Origin of the sequence: Undibacterium sp. TJN25 (assembly GCF_049339885.1) — a bacterium.
Lineage (GTDB): Bacteria > Pseudomonadota > Gammaproteobacteria > Burkholderiales > Burkholderiaceae_D > Undibacterium.
Map to the genome: position 1 here is coordinate 25,409 of NZ_JBMPPM010000005.1, position 15,182 is coordinate 40,590.

Sequence of the window (15,182 nt, forward strand, 5' to 3'; positions counted from 1 at the left end):
TGTCCGGCGTACTGCATCAAATTTGAAGATTGCCATTATCGTGATTAAATTTTCCGCTCTTAATATCACCAAGTCTGCCATTGCCGCAGCTTTCATTGTCACGCTGGCGCCGTCCATTGCGTCCGCCGGATTATTCGACGATGACGAAGCCCGCAAGGCGATACTGGATCTGCGCGCCAAAGTGGACGCCGTCAGCGCCAAGCTGGACAACAAGCTTGATACCAAGGCCGACAAGAGCAGCGCACTGGACCTGGCCAACCAGAACGAGCAACTGCGCGGCGAAATCGCCAAGCTGCGCGGCCAGATAGAAGTGCTGACGAACGACCTGGCCAATACCCAGCGCCGCCAGCAGGACTTCTATGTGGACCTGGACAGCCGGGTGCGCAAGCTGGAGCCCAAGACCATGAACGTGGACGGCAAGGAAGCCACCGTGGAAATCGGCGAGCAGCGTTCTTACGATGCCGCCCTGGCGCTGTATAAATCGGCGGATTATAAAAATGCCGGTTCTGCGTTTTCTGCCTTCCTGGCGAATTATCCGCAATCCGCTTTTGCCGGTTCCGCGCAATACTGGATGGGCAATTCGTATTACGCGCAGCGCGACTGCAAGAACACCATCGTCGCTATGCAGGCGCTGGTAAAAAATTATCCCGAGCACCCCAAAGCACCGGACGCCATGCTGAATATCTCCGCCTGCAATATCGAACTTAAAGATAAAGCCGGCGCGAAAAAGACGCTGGAAAGTTTGATCAAGCAGTATCCCGACAGTGAAGCGGCACAAGCGGCAAGGAACCGGCTGGGCTCGCTGAAGTAATGGAAGTCAATATCGAATCCATCGTCAGCCAGGTCGTCTGGCTGACTTTTTTTCTGGGCGCCGCATTCGGCGCGATCGCGCAACGCAGCCAGTTCTGCACGATGGGGGCCGTGGCCGACATTGTCAGCATGGGCGACTGGGTGCGCATGCGGCAATGGCTGCTGGCGATTGCCGTCGCAATATTGGGCACCAACCTGCTCGCCTATATGGGCTACATCGACCTGTCCAAGGCCATCTACACTGCCCCGCGGCTGACCTGGCTGTCGCATATCGTCGGCGGCGCGCTGTTCGGCTTCGGCATGGTCATGACCAGCGGCTGCGGCAGCAAGACACTGGTGCGCATAGGCGGTGGCAACCTGAAGTCATTGATCGTGTTCATCGTCATTGGCCTGTCTGCGTTCATGACGCTGAAAGGCGTGCTGGCGCTGCCCCGGGTCAACCTGCTGGAGCCGGTATCCACGACCTTGACGTCGGGCCAGGACCTGCCTTCGCTGCTGGCGCCGATGCTGGGCGACAAGCACAGCCTGCAGTTACTGCTGTCCGGTGCGATTTCGCTTGCGCTGGCAGTCTTCGTGCTGGCGAGCCCATCGTTCCGTTCGCTGGAAAATATCCTGGTGGGTTGTGCCATCGGCCTGATCATTGTCGCGGCATGGTATGTGTCGGGCCACATCGGGTATGTGGCAGAAGATCCGAATACTCTGCAGGAAGCTTTTGTCGGCACCAATTCGGGCAAGATGGAGTCCTTCAGTTTTGTAGCGCCGTTTGCCTATACGATAGACCTGCTGATCTTCTGGACCGATAAAAGCAAGGCTGTCTCATTTGGCATTGCCGCTGCGATGGGCGTGATCGCAGGATCGTTTGCGTATGCGGTGGCTACCCGTAAATTCAGGCTGGAAGGCTTTGGCGGCGTCGGCGACGTGTCCAATCATCTGGTCGGCGCAATGCTGATGGGCTTCGGCGGTGTCACCGCATTGGGATGCACGGTAGGCCAAGGCCTTAGCGGCCTTTCGACGCTGGCAGTGGGCTCCATCATCACGTTCGCCTCCATCATCGCAGGCTGTGTCGCCTCATTGAAATACCAGGCCTGGCGTCTGGACAGGATGGCCTGAGTTACAGGCTTCTTTGCGCTGCAGGATGGTGGAATGAATTAAGTATAAAAAATTCTGCCATCCTGATTGACAGGTTTCCAGGAACATCCTATAATTTCGTTCTTTCGGGTCGTTAGCTCAGCTGGTAGAGCAGCGGACTTTTAATCCGTTGGTCGCAGGTTCGAATCCCGCACGGCCTACCACGAAATTCGAAGGACTTAGGTGAGAATCTAAGTCTTTTTCATTTTATATCGGTGCCCCAAGCGTATGCTTCGGTGTTGTTTTGGCAAATTGATATAAAAAAAGCTTTATTGGGTCGTTAGCTCAGCTGGTAGAGCAGCGGACTTTTAATCCGTTGGTCGCAGGTTCGAATCCCGCACGGCCTACCAATATCATGAAGGATTCAGGTGAAAACCTGAATCCTTTTGTTTTTTCTGCTCAGAAAATGCGGCAAACGCCAGTTCATGGGCCATGGCGGTGCTGGGTTTGGGATGCACCGGCAAACAGATCTTGGTATAGACTTCCCGTTTACTCTGACAAACCAGCAGCACAAGGATCCCTGATGAAATCCAGACAGGATAAAAAGGACGGCAAGGATAACGCGGCGGCCGGCGACAAGCACGAAATCAGGCCCGGCCAGTCGATAGAATTGCTGAAGGAATTGCATATCCTGACGCGTGACGGCAAGATGAACCAGGATAGCCGCCGCAAGCTCAAGCAGGTCTACCACCTTTATCAATTCATCGAACCCTTGCTGCAGCAATTGCGCGAAGACCATGCGGACATCAGCCTGGTGGATCACGGTGCGGGTAAGTCCTATCTCGGCTTTATCCTGTACGACCTGTTTTTCAAATCGCTCAACAATGCCGGACAGTCGCGCATTTACGGTATAGAAACCCGTGACGACCTCGTGCAGAAGTCGCGCGAACTGGCGCAACGGCTGGATTTTCCCGGCATGTCCTTCCTTAATCTATCGGTAGCGGATTCCACCAGTTCGGCCGAACTGCCGGACCAGATCGATATCGTCACTGCACTGCATGCCTGCAACACGGCAACCGATGATGCGATACAGTTTGCGTTAAAGAAAAAAGCCAGATTCATGGTGCTGGTGCCTTGCTGCCAAGCCGAAGTGGCCGCGGAACTGCGCAAGAGCAAGGGGGATGCGGTGCGTAATAATCCGCTGTCGGAAATGTGGCGCCATCCCATACATACGCGCGAATTCGGCAGCCAGATCACCAATGTACTGCGCTGCCTGCAACTGGAAGCCCATGGTTATCAGGTCCGCGTGACGGAGCTGGTAGGATGGGAGCATTCAATGAAGAATGAACTGATTGTTGCCGAGTATAAAAATTTGCCGGCAAAAAGGCCTGCAGAACGGCTGGCCGAGGTACTAAAAACCACAGGTCTGGAAAATATGAGCGAAAGATTTTTTACTCCGTAGATATAGTCACCGCGTCGTCATATTTAATGATTAATATCATTTATCATCGGATATGGCTGAGGTGCGCAAGCCTGTGTTGCAGGCTGGCTTGCTGATCTGTCTCTCGCACGCCTTATTCGATTTCCATCGCCCGAGCATCGCATCATATTTTTCTGGGATTACATCGCATGTTTGCTGCAGTAGATCTGGGTTCCAATAGTTTTCGTCTGCACATAGGCCGCCATGAAGGCGATGCAATTCGCGTTGTCAAAAGCGCGCGTGATCCTATACGCCTGGCCGCCGGCCTGGACAGCAAAGGCAACCTGTCCAAGGATGCGATGCAAAAGGCTATCGATTGCCTGGCCCGCTTCAAGACCGTGCTGGATGCCTACCCTATTGACGCAGTCCGCGTGGTTGCCACCAATACCATACGCATAGCCAAGAATGCAGCGGAGCTGCTGCCAGCAGCAGAAGCGGCAATCGGCCATCCTATCGACGTCATTTCGGGCGAGGAAGAGGGTCGCCTGATTTATCTCGGCGTATCGAATGCGATCGCGATTCCCGGCGAGCGGCGGCTGGTGCTGGATATCGGCGGCGGTTCGACTGAGGTAATCCTTGGCCGCGGCCATGAGATCGTCAGGGTGGAGTCTTTCAGTATCGGCACCGTGAGGCATAGCTCCAGTTTCTTCCCCGACGGTATGATGACGGAAGAAGCATTCGATGCCGCAGTCCTGTCGGCCCGTTCACAGTTTGAAGACGCCGCACCGCCCTATCAGCCGCAGCACTGGCGTTCTGCCTACGGTTCTTCCGGCACCATACGCGCGATTTCCGATGCCATTGCCAAGAATAGCCTGGGCGATGGGCGTATTACGCAAAGCAGCCTGGAGACGCTGAAACAGCACTGCATACAAACCGGCCAGATCAGCCACCTGCAACTGTCCGGCATCAAGCCGGAAAGAGTGGCGATGGTCGTGGGCGGACTGGCAATCCTGATCGGCCTGATGCAGGAATTTAATATCGAAGTGCTCAATCCGATCGAAGCCGGCCTGCGCATGGGTGTAATGTGGGATCTGTATCTGCGTTCCACCAAGCGCGACCGCCGCGAGCTTGCCGTACACAATGTGGTGGAACGTTTTCATACTGATACTGCACGGGCCAACCGCGTGGCGGACATGGTGCGCTCGCTGTATACGCAGCTGAAACCGTCCAGCGATATCTATGCGCGGCACCTTTACTGGAGCGCCTTGCTGCATGAAGTTGGCATGGTGGTGTCGCAGACCGGTTATCACAAGCACGGCGCCTATATGATAGAAAACGCCGACATGGCCGGTTTCACTACGCGCGAGCAAACGGTGATGAGCGCGCTGATCCTGAGCCAGAAAGGTAACCTGAGAAAAATCAGCGCCATCCTAGCCGACCTGGATTTTGCCAAGGCAGTGCTGGCCCTGCGGCTGTCGGTCACCTTCATGCATTCACGGGTGGAGCTGGATTACGCCGACATCCGCCTGAAGATGAAGAACAAAATAGAACTGGAAATCAAGCAGGACTGGGTGACGTTGCACCCCACGGTGGCTTACTGGTTGCAGAAAGAGATAGAGCACTGGAAGGAAGTGGGTATAGAGTTCCAGGTTCGCGCAAACATCTGACGCACCCACGCCGGCTACCGGCCTGGTTCAGCGCTACATGATGCTACGTTATCGCTGCACCAGTTATCGCTGCATCAGCGAGCGTGCGATCTGCCCCAGTGTTTCTATCGCCTGTTCCACACGCTGGTCCCACGGATGGCCGTAGTTCAGGCGTATACAGTTATTGAATTCCCTCTTGGCGGAAAAGATCGGGCCAGGTGCAATGCTGATGCCCTGGTGCAGCGCTACCCTGTGCAGCATCAGTGCATCAATCCCGGGCGGCAGCACTACCCATAAAAAATAACCGCCTTCCGGCTGTGTGAAGCGGGTGCCGGCCGGGAAGTGCTTCGTCAATGCCTGCATCATCAGATTCTGCTGTACCGACAGCGCCTGCCGCAACTGGCGCAGGTGCTTGTCATAGCCGCCATGGCTCAAGTAATCCGCCAGCGCCAGCTGGGACGGTACCGCCGCCGACAGCGTTGTCATCAACTTCAAACGTTCCACATCGCGCGCAAAGCGGCCTGCAGCCACCCAGCCGACCCGGTAGCCCGGCGCCAGGCATTTGGAAAATGAACTGCAATGCATGACCGTGCCCTGCTTGTCGAAAGATTTGCTGGGGGCAGGGCGTTTGGCGCCGAGATAGAGTTCGCCATAGACATCGTCTTCAATCAGCGGCACCTCATGCTGCGCCAGCAATTCCACCAGTGCGCGCTTTTTCTCCGCCGGCATCGCACTGCCCAGCGGATTCTGGAAATTGGTCATCAGCCAGCAGGCTTTGGGCTGGTGCTTGGCCAGCACTTCGGCCAGCGCGGACAGGTCTATGCCGTCGCGCGGGTGGGTGGACACTTCCACTGCCTTCAAGCCCAGCCTCTCCAATGCCTGCAGCGCCGCATAAAAAGTCGGCGATTCCAGCACCACCGTATCACCCGGCCGGGTGACCGCCTGCAGGCACAGGTTCAATGCTTCCAACGCACCGTTGGTGACCACGATTTCATCGGTAGGAATATGCACGCCGTCGATCAGGTAGCGCAAGGCGATCTGGCGCCGCAGCGAGGCATTGCCCGGCGGCAGGTCGGCAACAGTATGCCAGGGGTCAAGGTTGCGCATGCTGCTGGAAAGGCTTAAAGACAGCTTTTTTAGCGGGAACAGCAGCGGACTGGGGAAGGCCGAACCCAGAGGCACGATGTCCGGTGCTTTCAAAGTGTCGAGCACTTCAAACACCAGTTCGCTGACGTCCACCGGCGTGGAGTCGCCGTCCGGCTGCGAAATATCCGGCTCAGGCGGCAGCCGGTCCAGCCTGGCTTTGACATAGTAGCCGGAGCGCGGCTTGCTGGTGATCAGCCCGCGCGATTCCAGCAGGTAATACGCCTGGAATACCGTGGACGCGCTCAGGCCGCGGCTTTCATGCAACTGCCGCACCGATGGAACACGGTCGCCGGGTCGCAGTATGCCGGCGGTAATCATGCCGGTGATGTCTTCTGCCAGCTGTTCGTAGCGCTTCATATCCATACCGGTGCGAGGGAAGCCCTATTCTGTCAGAACTGACTGATACCTACAAATATAAAAATTTATCCAACTGCATTGATTTTGCTCCCGGGAACGGCTTGCCTGGCGGTGCAGAGGCTAAGCGGATGCCGACAGGATGTGGATCGCCACCCTGACCAGCGTCAGCAGGATACTGATAAAGCCCGCCGCTGCTGCGACCGCGGTCAATATCAGCCATTGCGGTTTCAGGCTGCGCATGTCCTGGGACAGGTTGGCCATCTTGCGTATGCCGAAGAAACTCCATAGCACGGCAAATATCAGTGCTTTGACGCTGGGGGCGGGCGAGTTGACGGCAGCGGGTGCGGCAACGGTATCGGTTGATTTCATCGTGTACTCCTTCTATGCTGACAGGGCCAGTATGCTGCAAGCCCATCAGTTTTATAAGAAGCAGAAAGTGCGGAAATTGTGCATACCAGTTATGTGGCCGGCTAAACTGATATGGTATTTTATTTAAATTCTGATTCTGTTATTTTTTGACAGGTGGCGCTAAGCTGTGCCATCTGCTATCCATCCCAAGCCCAGATGACCATGACTAATTTCCTGCCGAAACGTGATTGTGCCGCCTCTGCCGCCCGTTCTGCGCCTACCGGCGCTTTTGCGGACACCAGAATCTGCATGCTGGGACTGTTTGCCGGCGCCTTGCTGTATTCCCTTTGGTTTGCGTTGCCGGTTGCTGCCGCTGAAAAGGCTGTTGCCCTGACTGCGGCTCCGGCTGCAGCTGCGGTGGCAAAGCAACAGGCAGTGGTGCCGGATACGATAGCCCAGCGGCTGGCGGCGTGCACGGCATGCCACGGCAAAGAGGGCAGGGCGACCAATGACGGCTACTATCCGCGCATTGCCGGCAAACCGGAAGGCTACCTGTTCAACCAGCTGAAGAATTTCCGCGATGGCAAGCGCACTTATCCGCTGATGACCTATATGGTCGGCCAGATGCCGGATGCCTACCTGCAGGAAATGGCCGAGTTTTTTTCCAGCCAGCATCCGCCTTACCCCGCTCCGCTGGCGCCCGTCGCAGACCAGAGCGTGCTGGAGCGCGGCCGCCAGCTGGTGCAAAGCGGCGACAGCAGCAAAAGGCTGCCGGCCTGCGTGGCCTGCCACGGCGACAGGCTGACCGGCATCGCACCTTTCATCCCGGGGTTGCTGGGTTTGCCGCGCGACTATATTGTCGGTCAGCTGGGTGCATGGCAGACCGGCGCGCGGCATGCGCACGCGCCGGATTGCATGGCGCAGATTGCCAAGAGCTTGTCGCCGCAGGATGTCGGTGCTGTATCGGCCTGGCTGGCTTCTCGTCCCTTGCCCGAAGATGTCATTGCCCCGCAGGCCGGCATCAGCACAGGCACCGGCGCCACCTCTTACACCAACAGGCCGCTGGTGTGCGGCAGCGCCCCACAATAGGATGCTCTTTTTATGAAACGCTTTCTGCTTCCGATTATTTCCCTGTTGCTGCTAGGTATAGCCGCATTGATAGCGATGGGCTTTTACGGCTATATGCTGGGCAGCGACCAGGGTGGACTGGATAGTGCCGCCGGCGGCCGCAACGACAATGCCACGCATGCCGAACTGGTTGCCCGTGGCGCCTATCTGGCGCGCGCCGGCAACTGCATGGGCTGCCATACGCAGCGCGGCGCGCCTGCCTACGCCGGCGGACGGGCGATACAGACGCCGTTCGGCAGTTTTTATACACCCAACATCACTTCCGACAAGGACACCGGCATAGGCAAATGGACGCAGGAAAATTTCTGGCAATCCATCCACGCCGGCAAATCCAGGGACGGCAGCATGCTGTATCCGGCCTTTCCTTATCCCAACTACACCAAGATCACACGCACCGATTCCGATGCCCTGTTCGCTTATTTGCAATCGATCCCTGCGGCAAGCCGCCAGAACCAGCCCCACGATCTGCGTTTCCCGTATAACCAGCGCGCGCTGCTGGGAGTATGGCGGGCCCTGTATTTCAGTCCCGAGGTGTATCAGCAGGACAGCAAGCAGCCTGCCGACTGGAATCGCGGCGCTTACCTGGTGCAGGGCCTGGGACACTGCAGCGCCTGCCATACCAGCCGCAATGCGCTCGGCGCCAGCATCAACGAAACACTGCTGGGCGGCGGTATCCTGAGCGGGCAGGAATGGTATGCGCCGTCGCTGACATCGGAAAACGAAATCGGTCTCGGCCACTGGCAGACCTCGCGCATCAATGACCTGCTGAAGAACGGCGCCACTACCACCGGATCGGTTACCGGGCCGATGGCCGAAGTGGTGTCGCAAAGCCTGCAGCACCTGAGCGATGCCGACATCAATGCCATGTCGACCTATTTGAAAAGCCTGCCGCAAACCAGGACCGATCCTGCCGACAAGGACATCATGCCCGGCTTTTTAAAAGAGGCGTTCCAGTTCATCACCGGTTCCGGTGTCAGCCAGAACGAACAGCGCAGCAATGAAGCGATACTCAAGGTAGGTGCGACGGTCTACAAGAACCATTGCATGGATTGTCACCAAGCCGGCGGCGAGGGTGTGGCACAGGCTTATCCGCCGCTGGCGGGCAATCATAAGCTGATGACTTCATCGGTTGCCAATCCGGTACGCATGGTGCTGGCTGGGGGCTTCGCACCGGTTACGGCAGGCAATCCGCGTCCTTACGGCATGCCGCCTTTCGGCCCCAAACTCAGCGATGACGAGATTGCCGCTGTGGTGTCGTATATCCGTAATAGCTGGGGCAATGAGGCACCGATGGTGTCGCCCTCCGATGTCAACAAATACCGGACTGCGCCGCTGGATTGAGCACCGCCGGCAACGTGCGTTAAAAAAACCGTCTGTGATATTCGCCAGACGGTTTTTTTATTCTTCCCTTTTATTTCTCCCTATTCGGAATGCTTGCTCAGCAATTGCAGGATGCTGGAAAAATCCTTCCCTCCCGCGCCCGCCTTGCTATGCACGCCGTACAGGTTGCGCGCCAGTTCGCCCAGCGGGGTGGCTGCATTAGCCGCCAGCGCTGCTTCCGCCGCCAGCCCCAGGTCCTTGTGCATCAGGTCCACGCCGAAGCCGCCGGTATAGCCGCGTGATGCGGGAACGTTGTCCATCACGCCCGGGTAGGGGTTATATACTTCCAGAGCCCAATTGCGGCCCGAACTTTTACTCATGATGTCGGACAGTACCTTGGGGTCGAGCCCGCTGGCAACGCCCAGTGCGAGCGCTTCTGCCGTGCCGGCCATCAGTATGCCCAGCAGCATGTTGTTGCAGATCTTTGCAGTCTGCCCTGCGCCGTGCGCGCCCGCATGGAAGATATTCTTGCCCATGGTAGCCAGTAATGGCCGGGCACGCTCCAGGGCAGCAAGGTCGCCGCCGACGATGAAGGTCAGCGTGCCTGCCTGCGCGCCGCCTGTGCCGCCCGATACCGGCGCGTCCAGCATGGCCAGGCCGCGCGCCGCTGCCGCGTGCGCCACCTTCTGCGAAGTTTGCGCTGCAATGGTGCTGCAATCGATGATCAGCGTGCCGTCGGCGATATGCGGCAATATCCCTTGCTCGCCCAGGTACAGTCCTTCCACATGACGGCTGGCAGGCAGCATGGAAATGACCACTGCTGCGCCGCTGACGGCTTCTCCTGCCGAAGCGGCCGCCTGTGCCCCGGCATCCGCCAGTGTCTTGACGGCTGCGGCGGACAGGTCAAATACCGTCAGCGCATAGCCGTTCTTTAATAAATTCAGCGCCATCGGCGCGCCCATATTGCCTAAACCGATGAAAGCGATCTTCTGCATGGTGTGCTCCACGATGTGCTCCATAAGGTGCTCCTTTTTATGCCGCCAGGCGTTTGTCATGCCGCCCCAGGTCTGTCAGGGGATGCGATGCCTGGTCCCACGGGCTGTTGAAAAATTGTTGCGCCATTTCTTCCGTCATATCCTGCAGGCGAGGCGGGTTCCAGTGCGGCTGCATATCCTTGTCCACAATCAGCGCCCGTATACCTTCCGCAAAGTCCGGCCCTGCAGCGCAAGCCAAAGAGGCAGTCAGTTCCAGCCGGAATACCTCTGCCAGTGACAGGTGCTTGCTTCGCTGTTGCAGTGCATACGCCAGAAAGGCGGAAGACGGGCTGCCTTTTTTGAGGGCTGCGGCTGCCTTCTGCAGCCATGCATCATCGCTGGGCAGTCTGCTGATGCGTTGGACGATGTCTTCGAGCCCGCCGCCTGTGCATAGCTGGTTGATCAGGTCAAAGTGCTGCCGCAGCGGCCCGGCAGGCGCAGCGGTATGCTGCTGTTCCGCCTGCTGCAGCAGCCGGCTCAACAGTATATGGTTGTCCTGCTCCTTCCCGCTCCACGGCAATGCCTGCATTTCCCTCAGCACGGCGGCCTTGTCCGCGTGCTCCAGCTGGAAGTCCGCCAGCTTTGCAAACCTGGCGTCCGCGGCGTTGATCGATGCGCCTGTCAATGCCAGAAATAGCCCCAGCTTGCCCGGCATGCGATTCAGGAACCAGCTGCCGCCGACATCGGGATACAGGCCTATCGCTATTTCCGGCATCGCCAGCCGCGATTTTTCCGTCACCACGCGGTGGCTGGCGCCGGCCATCAAGCCGATGCCGCCGCCCATTACAATGCCATGGCCCCAGCACAGCACGGGTTTGCCAAAAGTGTGGATCAGGTAGTCCAGCCGGTATTCATGCTCAAAGAAGCGCAGCGCGTAAGCATTGCTGAGCGGATCCCCCTTGCGGTCAGATGCATGGTGTTCCAGCATAGAACGGTACAGGTTTTGCAGGTCGCCGCCGGCGCAGAAAGCCTTGTCGCCGGCAGCCTGCAATATCACGACGGCGATAGCGGGGTCGGCGCGCCAGGCGGCCAGTTGTTGCGACAGCAGGTCCACCATGTCCAGCGACAGCGCATTCAGCGTATGTTCCGCGTTCAACGTAGCCACGCCCAGCGATTTGCCGTTGCCGGCCGGCAGAGTGTCAAACAGTACTGCGGGGGAGGGGGCGTTCATGCATTCCTCCAAACCGGCGTGCGTTTTTCCAGGAAGGCATTGACGCCTTCTTTTTGGTCGGCACTGTCAAACAGCTTGATGAAGGCTTCCCTTTCCGGCGGCAGCATGCTGCTCATGCTCTGGTGCCGCGCGCCCTGTATCAGCTGTTTACAGGCCTTGACGCTGGTGGGGCTTTGCCGTGCCGCCTGCACGGCCAGCGCCAGTGCGCGCTGCACAGCGGTTCCGGTTGCCACCACCTCTTCAACCAGGCCTATGCGCAATGCCGTTTCTGCATTGATTCTTTCGCCGCACAGTATCATTCGCTTGGCCCAGCCTTCCCCCACCAGCCAGGCCAGGTTCTGGGTTCCACCGGCGCAGGGCAGCAAGCCTACTGCAGCTTCCGGCAAGGCCAGTTGGGCCTGGGTTTCCGCAATGCGCAGGTCGCAGGCCAATGCACACTCTAGTCCGCCACCCATTGCATAGCCGTTGATGGCGGCGATGGACACGCCGTTGAAACGCGACAAGGCTTCAAAGGCCTCGCCGAAACAGCGCGCCATTTCGGCGGCGATGGCCAGGTCGCCATCTGCAAACAGTTTGAGGTCGGCGCCGGCGGAGAAAAATTTTTCTCCCGAGCCGGTCAGCACCAGGCTGTAGATATCCGGATTGGCGTTCAGATCGTTTACCAGCCTGACCATGTCTTTCAGGCTCGCTAGTGTCCAGGTATTGGCCGGCGGATTGCTGATGGTGACCAGTGCAGTATGGCCGCTGATTTCCAATTGCAGGTTGGCGTAGGCAGCATGTGTCATAAAAATTCCTCGCTGGGAGATTGGTTGAGAAGATGGCGCGCAACGATGACGCGCATGATTTCGTTAGTGCCTTCCAGTATCTGGTGCACCCGCACGTCGCGCAGGTAACGCTCCAGCGGATATTCGCGGATGTAGCCGTAGCCGCCGTGGATCTGCAGTGCTTCATTGCAGACGGTAAAGCCGGTATCGGTCGCCAGCCGCTTGGCCATCGCGCAATAGACGGAGGCGTTGGGCGCCTGTGCATCCAGCTTGGTGGCGGCCAGCCTGACCATCTGGCGCGCCGCCACCAGCTCCGTCTGCATGTCCGCCAGCTTGAATTGCAAGGCCTGGAATCCGGACAGGCGCTGCTTGAACTGCATGCGTTGGTTCATATAGGTTTGCGCGCTGTTCAGCGCCGACTGTGCCGCACCTATCGAACAGGTGGCGATGTTGATGCGGCCGCCGTCCAGTCCCCGCATCGCCATGCGGAAGCCTTGCCCTTCTTCCCCCAGCAGGTGGGAGCGCGGCACACGCACATTGTCGAAGCTGATGGTGCGGGTAGGCTGGCTGTTCCAGCCCATTTTTTCTTCCTTGCGGCCATAGCTGATGCCGGGCAGGTCGGCAGGCACGACAAATGCGGAAATGCCGCCCGCGCCGGCTTCTCCGCTGCGCGCCATGACGACCAGCACCCTGGTCGCGCCGGCGCCGGAGATAAAGGCCTTGGCGCCGTTCAGCACATAATGGTTGCCATCCAACTGCGCGGAGGTCGTCAGCGATGCCGCATCGGAGCCGGCGCCGGCTTCGGTCAGGCAATACGATGCCAGCTTCCTGCCGGAAGCCAGCGGAGGCACCCAAACGTCGCGCACTTCCGGCTTTGCCCACTGGGCAATCATCCAGGTGGCCATGTTATGTATTGTGATATACGCCGCGGTAGAAGGGCAGGCGCGCGCCAGCTCTTCAAACACGATGACTGCATCCAGCCGCGATAATCCCAGGCCGCCCAGTTCCTCCGGCACATACATGCCGCAAAATCCCAGTTCCCCCGCATGCGCGATCACTTCCACCGGGAAGATGGATTCCGCATCCCAGCGCGCGGCCTTTGCCGCCATCTCGCGCGCGGCGAAATCCCTGGCGGACTGCTGGTAGGCACGCTGGTCTTCATTTAATTCGAAGTCCATGGCGGCCGCCTATTTCAGGTTGATCGTCGTATTGACCTTGCCTGCCGTCGTGCTGTCGTCAAACCAGCGCGACGTGATGGTTTTGGTCTGTGTATAGAAGGCGATCACCTGTTTGCCATAAGGGCCAAGATCGCCGAGCTTGGAAGCGCGTGAGCCCGTGAACGAAAACAGCGGCACCGGAACAGGGATGGGCACGTTGATGCCGATCTGGCCCACATCGATATCCTCTTCAAACGTGCGGGCCGCGGCGCCGGATTGCGTAAACAGTGCGGTGCCGTTGCCGTTGGGATTGGCGTTGATGATGGCAATTGCTTCCTGCAGGCTGTCCGCGTGCATGACGCACAATACCGGGCCGAAAATTTCTTCTTCGTAAATGCGCATGCCGCGCTGCACGCCGGTGAATACTGTGGGACCGATAAAGTTGCCTTCCTCGTAGCCCGCGACGGACGGATTGCGTCCGTCCAGGACCAGCTGAGCGCCTTCGCGGACGCCTTGTTCAATCAAGCCGGTGACACGTGCTTTTGCACCGTGGGAAATGACGGGGCCGATATCGGTATTCGGTTCCGCGCCGCCATTCACTTTCAGCGAGCGCGCCTTGTCCAGCAGCTCAGGCACCCAGTTTTGCGCATCGCCGACCAGGATCACGACCGACAACGCCATGCAGCGCTGGCCTGCGGCGCCGAAGGCGGCGCCGGCCAGGTTGTTCAGCGTCTGTTCCTTGTTGGCATCCGGCAGCACGATCGCATGGTTCTTGGCGCCCATCATGCATTGCGCGCGCTTGCCTGCCAGCGTGGCGCGGTTATATACATGCGTGCCGACGCGGGTGGAGCCGACAAAGGACACTGCCTTGATATCAGGATGGTCGCAGATCGCATTGACGACTTCTTCGCCGCCATGCACAACGTTCAGCACGCCGGCAGGAATACCAGCCTGCATCGCCAGTTCGGCTAGGCGCATTGTCACCATCGGATCTTGCTCGGAAGGTTTCAGGATGAAGGTATTGCCGCAGGCAATCGCCATCGGGAACATCCACAGCGGTATCATCGCGGGGAAGTTAAAAGGGGTGATGCCGGCGCATACGCCCAGTGGCTGGTTCAGGGTGTAAGTATCGACGCCGCTGGCGACATTATTGGCAATTTCGCCCATCTGCAGGTTGCCGATATTGGCAGCGTGCTCCACTACTTCCAGCCCACGGAAAATATCACCTTCGGCGTCGGCCAGCGTCTTGCCTTGTTCGGCCGTCAGTATGGCGGCCAGTTCCTGCATGTTCTCGCGTATCAGCTGCTGGTATTTCAGGAAGATGCGTGCCCGCGCGCCGATGGCGGTCTTGCGCCACGTGGCAAAAGCCTGTTTGGCGCTACTGACGGCCAGCTGCATTTCTTCAGGCGTGGCAAAAGGCACGCGGGCGATGATTTTCTGGGTTGCCGGATTGACGATGTCGCGCCATTGGTCGGTTTTGGATTCCAGCAACTGGCCGTTGATCAGCAGCTTGACGGAGGGGGCAGAGGAGATAGAAGGGATGGACGAGTGGACTGAAGCGCTAGAAGCATGGTTCATGATGCATTTCCTGTTCGGACGGCAGGGCGCGGCGAGCCTGAGACTCGCGATGTACGGTCCTGCCTGTTTGCCTGAAAACGGATTTCCCGCCAGTTTCTATGCTGGTGAGAAGCTCCGGCCATGGGTGTGCAAACACCCCTTGCGCACCTTCCGTACGCAAGCAGACCTCAGAAAAATTGCAGAATGAATGGAGATGAATTGAGAGAACAGGACACCGCCTGCCCTTGCAGGCAGT

The 15,182-nt window shown here is 58.4% G+C and carries 14 protein-coding genes and 2 tRNA genes; 9 read left to right on the forward strand and 7 right to left on the reverse strand.

Going from position 1 to position 15,182, the window contains the following annotated elements; translation table 11 throughout:
- Positions 1-22: 22 nt before the first annotated feature.
- From ybgF to ACO0LO_RS13470, 6 genes are all read left to right on the forward strand, one after another.
- The gene (gene ybgF / locus ACO0LO_RS13445) at positions 23-811 is read left to right on the forward strand and encodes a tol-pal system protein YbgF (protein ID WP_422964737.1); all 789 of its coding nucleotides are present in this window, start codon (positions 23-25) and stop codon (positions 809-811) included.
- On the forward strand, positions 811-1,920 hold the full coding sequence (locus ACO0LO_RS13450; protein WP_422964738.1) for a YeeE/YedE family protein: 1,110 nt from the start codon (positions 811-813) through the stop codon (positions 1,918-1,920). Before ybgF ends, ACO0LO_RS13450 begins: the two co-directional genes overlap by 1 nt.
- A gap of 106 nt (positions 1,921-2,026) precedes the next feature.
- A tRNA-Lys gene (locus tag ACO0LO_RS13455) sits at positions 2,027-2,102 on the forward strand.
- A gap of 110 nt (positions 2,103-2,212) precedes the next feature.
- Positions 2,213-2,288: transfer RNA gene (locus ACO0LO_RS13460), tRNA-Lys, on the forward strand.
- Between the two features lie 173 nt (positions 2,289-2,461).
- Complete coding sequence (locus ACO0LO_RS13465) at positions 2,462-3,340, forward strand: class I SAM-dependent methyltransferase (protein ID WP_422964739.1); 879 nt, start codon at positions 2,462-2,464, stop codon at positions 3,338-3,340.
- Positions 3,341-3,507: 167 nt separating this feature from the next.
- Positions 3,508-4,965, forward strand: coding sequence for a Ppx/GppA family phosphatase (locus ACO0LO_RS13470; RefSeq protein WP_422964740.1), 1,458 nt, complete (start codon positions 3,508-3,510; stop codon positions 4,963-4,965).
- Positions 4,966-5,028: 63 nt separating this feature from the next.
- On the opposite strand, the gene ACO0LO_RS13475 is transcribed toward ACO0LO_RS13470, so the two are convergent.
- Complete coding sequence (locus ACO0LO_RS13475; protein ID WP_422964741.1) at positions 5,029-6,447, reverse strand: PLP-dependent aminotransferase family protein; 1,419 nt, start codon at positions 6,445-6,447, stop codon at positions 5,029-5,031.
- 120 nt (positions 6,448-6,567) lie between these two features.
- Entirely contained in the window at positions 6,568-6,816 is a 249-nt protein-coding gene (locus tag ACO0LO_RS13480) for a DUF2970 domain-containing protein (RefSeq protein WP_422964742.1), read from the reverse strand.
- Positions 6,817-7,017: 201 nt separating this feature from the next.
- Between ACO0LO_RS13480 and ACO0LO_RS13485 the strand changes: the two genes are divergently transcribed.
- Together ACO0LO_RS13485 and ACO0LO_RS13490 are read left to right on the forward strand one after the other, a co-directional pair.
- On the forward strand, positions 7,018-7,884 hold the full coding sequence (locus ACO0LO_RS13485) for a c-type cytochrome (protein WP_422964743.1): 867 nt from the start codon (positions 7,018-7,020) through the stop codon (positions 7,882-7,884).
- Positions 7,885-7,896: 12 nt separating this feature from the next.
- Positions 7,897-9,264: a c-type cytochrome gene (locus ACO0LO_RS13490; protein WP_422964744.1), complete on the forward strand. Its 1,368-nt coding sequence runs from the start codon at positions 7,897-7,899 to the stop codon at positions 9,262-9,264.
- 80 nt (positions 9,265-9,344) lie between these two features.
- Here the strand turns inward: ACO0LO_RS13490 and mmsB are convergent, their stop codons facing one another.
- Genes mmsB through ACO0LO_RS13515 form a run of 5 tightly spaced genes read right to left on the reverse strand, consistent with a single transcriptional unit; the run spans position 9,345 to position 14,947 of the window.
- On the reverse strand, positions 9,345-10,238 hold the full coding sequence (gene mmsB / locus ACO0LO_RS13495) for a 3-hydroxyisobutyrate dehydrogenase (protein WP_422965158.1): 894 nt from the start codon (positions 10,236-10,238) through the stop codon (positions 9,345-9,347).
- 37 nt (positions 10,239-10,275) lie between these two features.
- Positions 10,276-11,448 carry an enoyl-CoA hydratase/isomerase family protein gene (locus tag ACO0LO_RS13500; RefSeq protein ID WP_422964745.1) on the reverse strand — a complete coding sequence of 391 codons (1,173 nt, stop codon included), beginning with the start codon at positions 11,446-11,448 and terminating at the stop codon, positions 10,276-10,278.
- Positions 11,445-12,233 carry an enoyl-CoA hydratase gene (locus ACO0LO_RS13505; protein WP_422964746.1) on the reverse strand — a complete coding sequence of 263 codons (789 nt, stop codon included), beginning with the start codon at positions 12,231-12,233 and terminating at the stop codon, positions 11,445-11,447. The genes ACO0LO_RS13500 and ACO0LO_RS13505 overlap by 4 nt, the downstream gene beginning before the upstream one ends.
- A complete protein-coding gene (locus ACO0LO_RS13510; RefSeq protein ID WP_422964747.1) occupies positions 12,230-13,390 on the reverse strand; it encodes an acyl-CoA dehydrogenase family protein in 1,161 nt (386 codons plus the stop codon). The genes ACO0LO_RS13505 and ACO0LO_RS13510 overlap by 4 nt, the downstream gene beginning before the upstream one ends.
- Positions 13,391-13,399: 9 nt before the next feature.
- On the reverse strand, positions 13,400-14,947 hold the full coding sequence (locus tag ACO0LO_RS13515; protein WP_422964748.1) for a CoA-acylating methylmalonate-semialdehyde dehydrogenase: 1,548 nt from the start codon (positions 14,945-14,947) through the stop codon (positions 13,400-13,402).
- Here ACO0LO_RS13515 and ACO0LO_RS13520 point away from each other — a divergent pair.
- Positions 14,946-15,134: a hypothetical protein gene (locus ACO0LO_RS13520; protein ID WP_422964749.1), complete on the forward strand. Its 189-nt coding sequence runs from the start codon at positions 14,946-14,948 to the stop codon at positions 15,132-15,134. The genes ACO0LO_RS13515 and ACO0LO_RS13520 overlap by 2 nt on opposite strands.
- Positions 15,135-15,182: the final 48 nt, after the last annotated feature.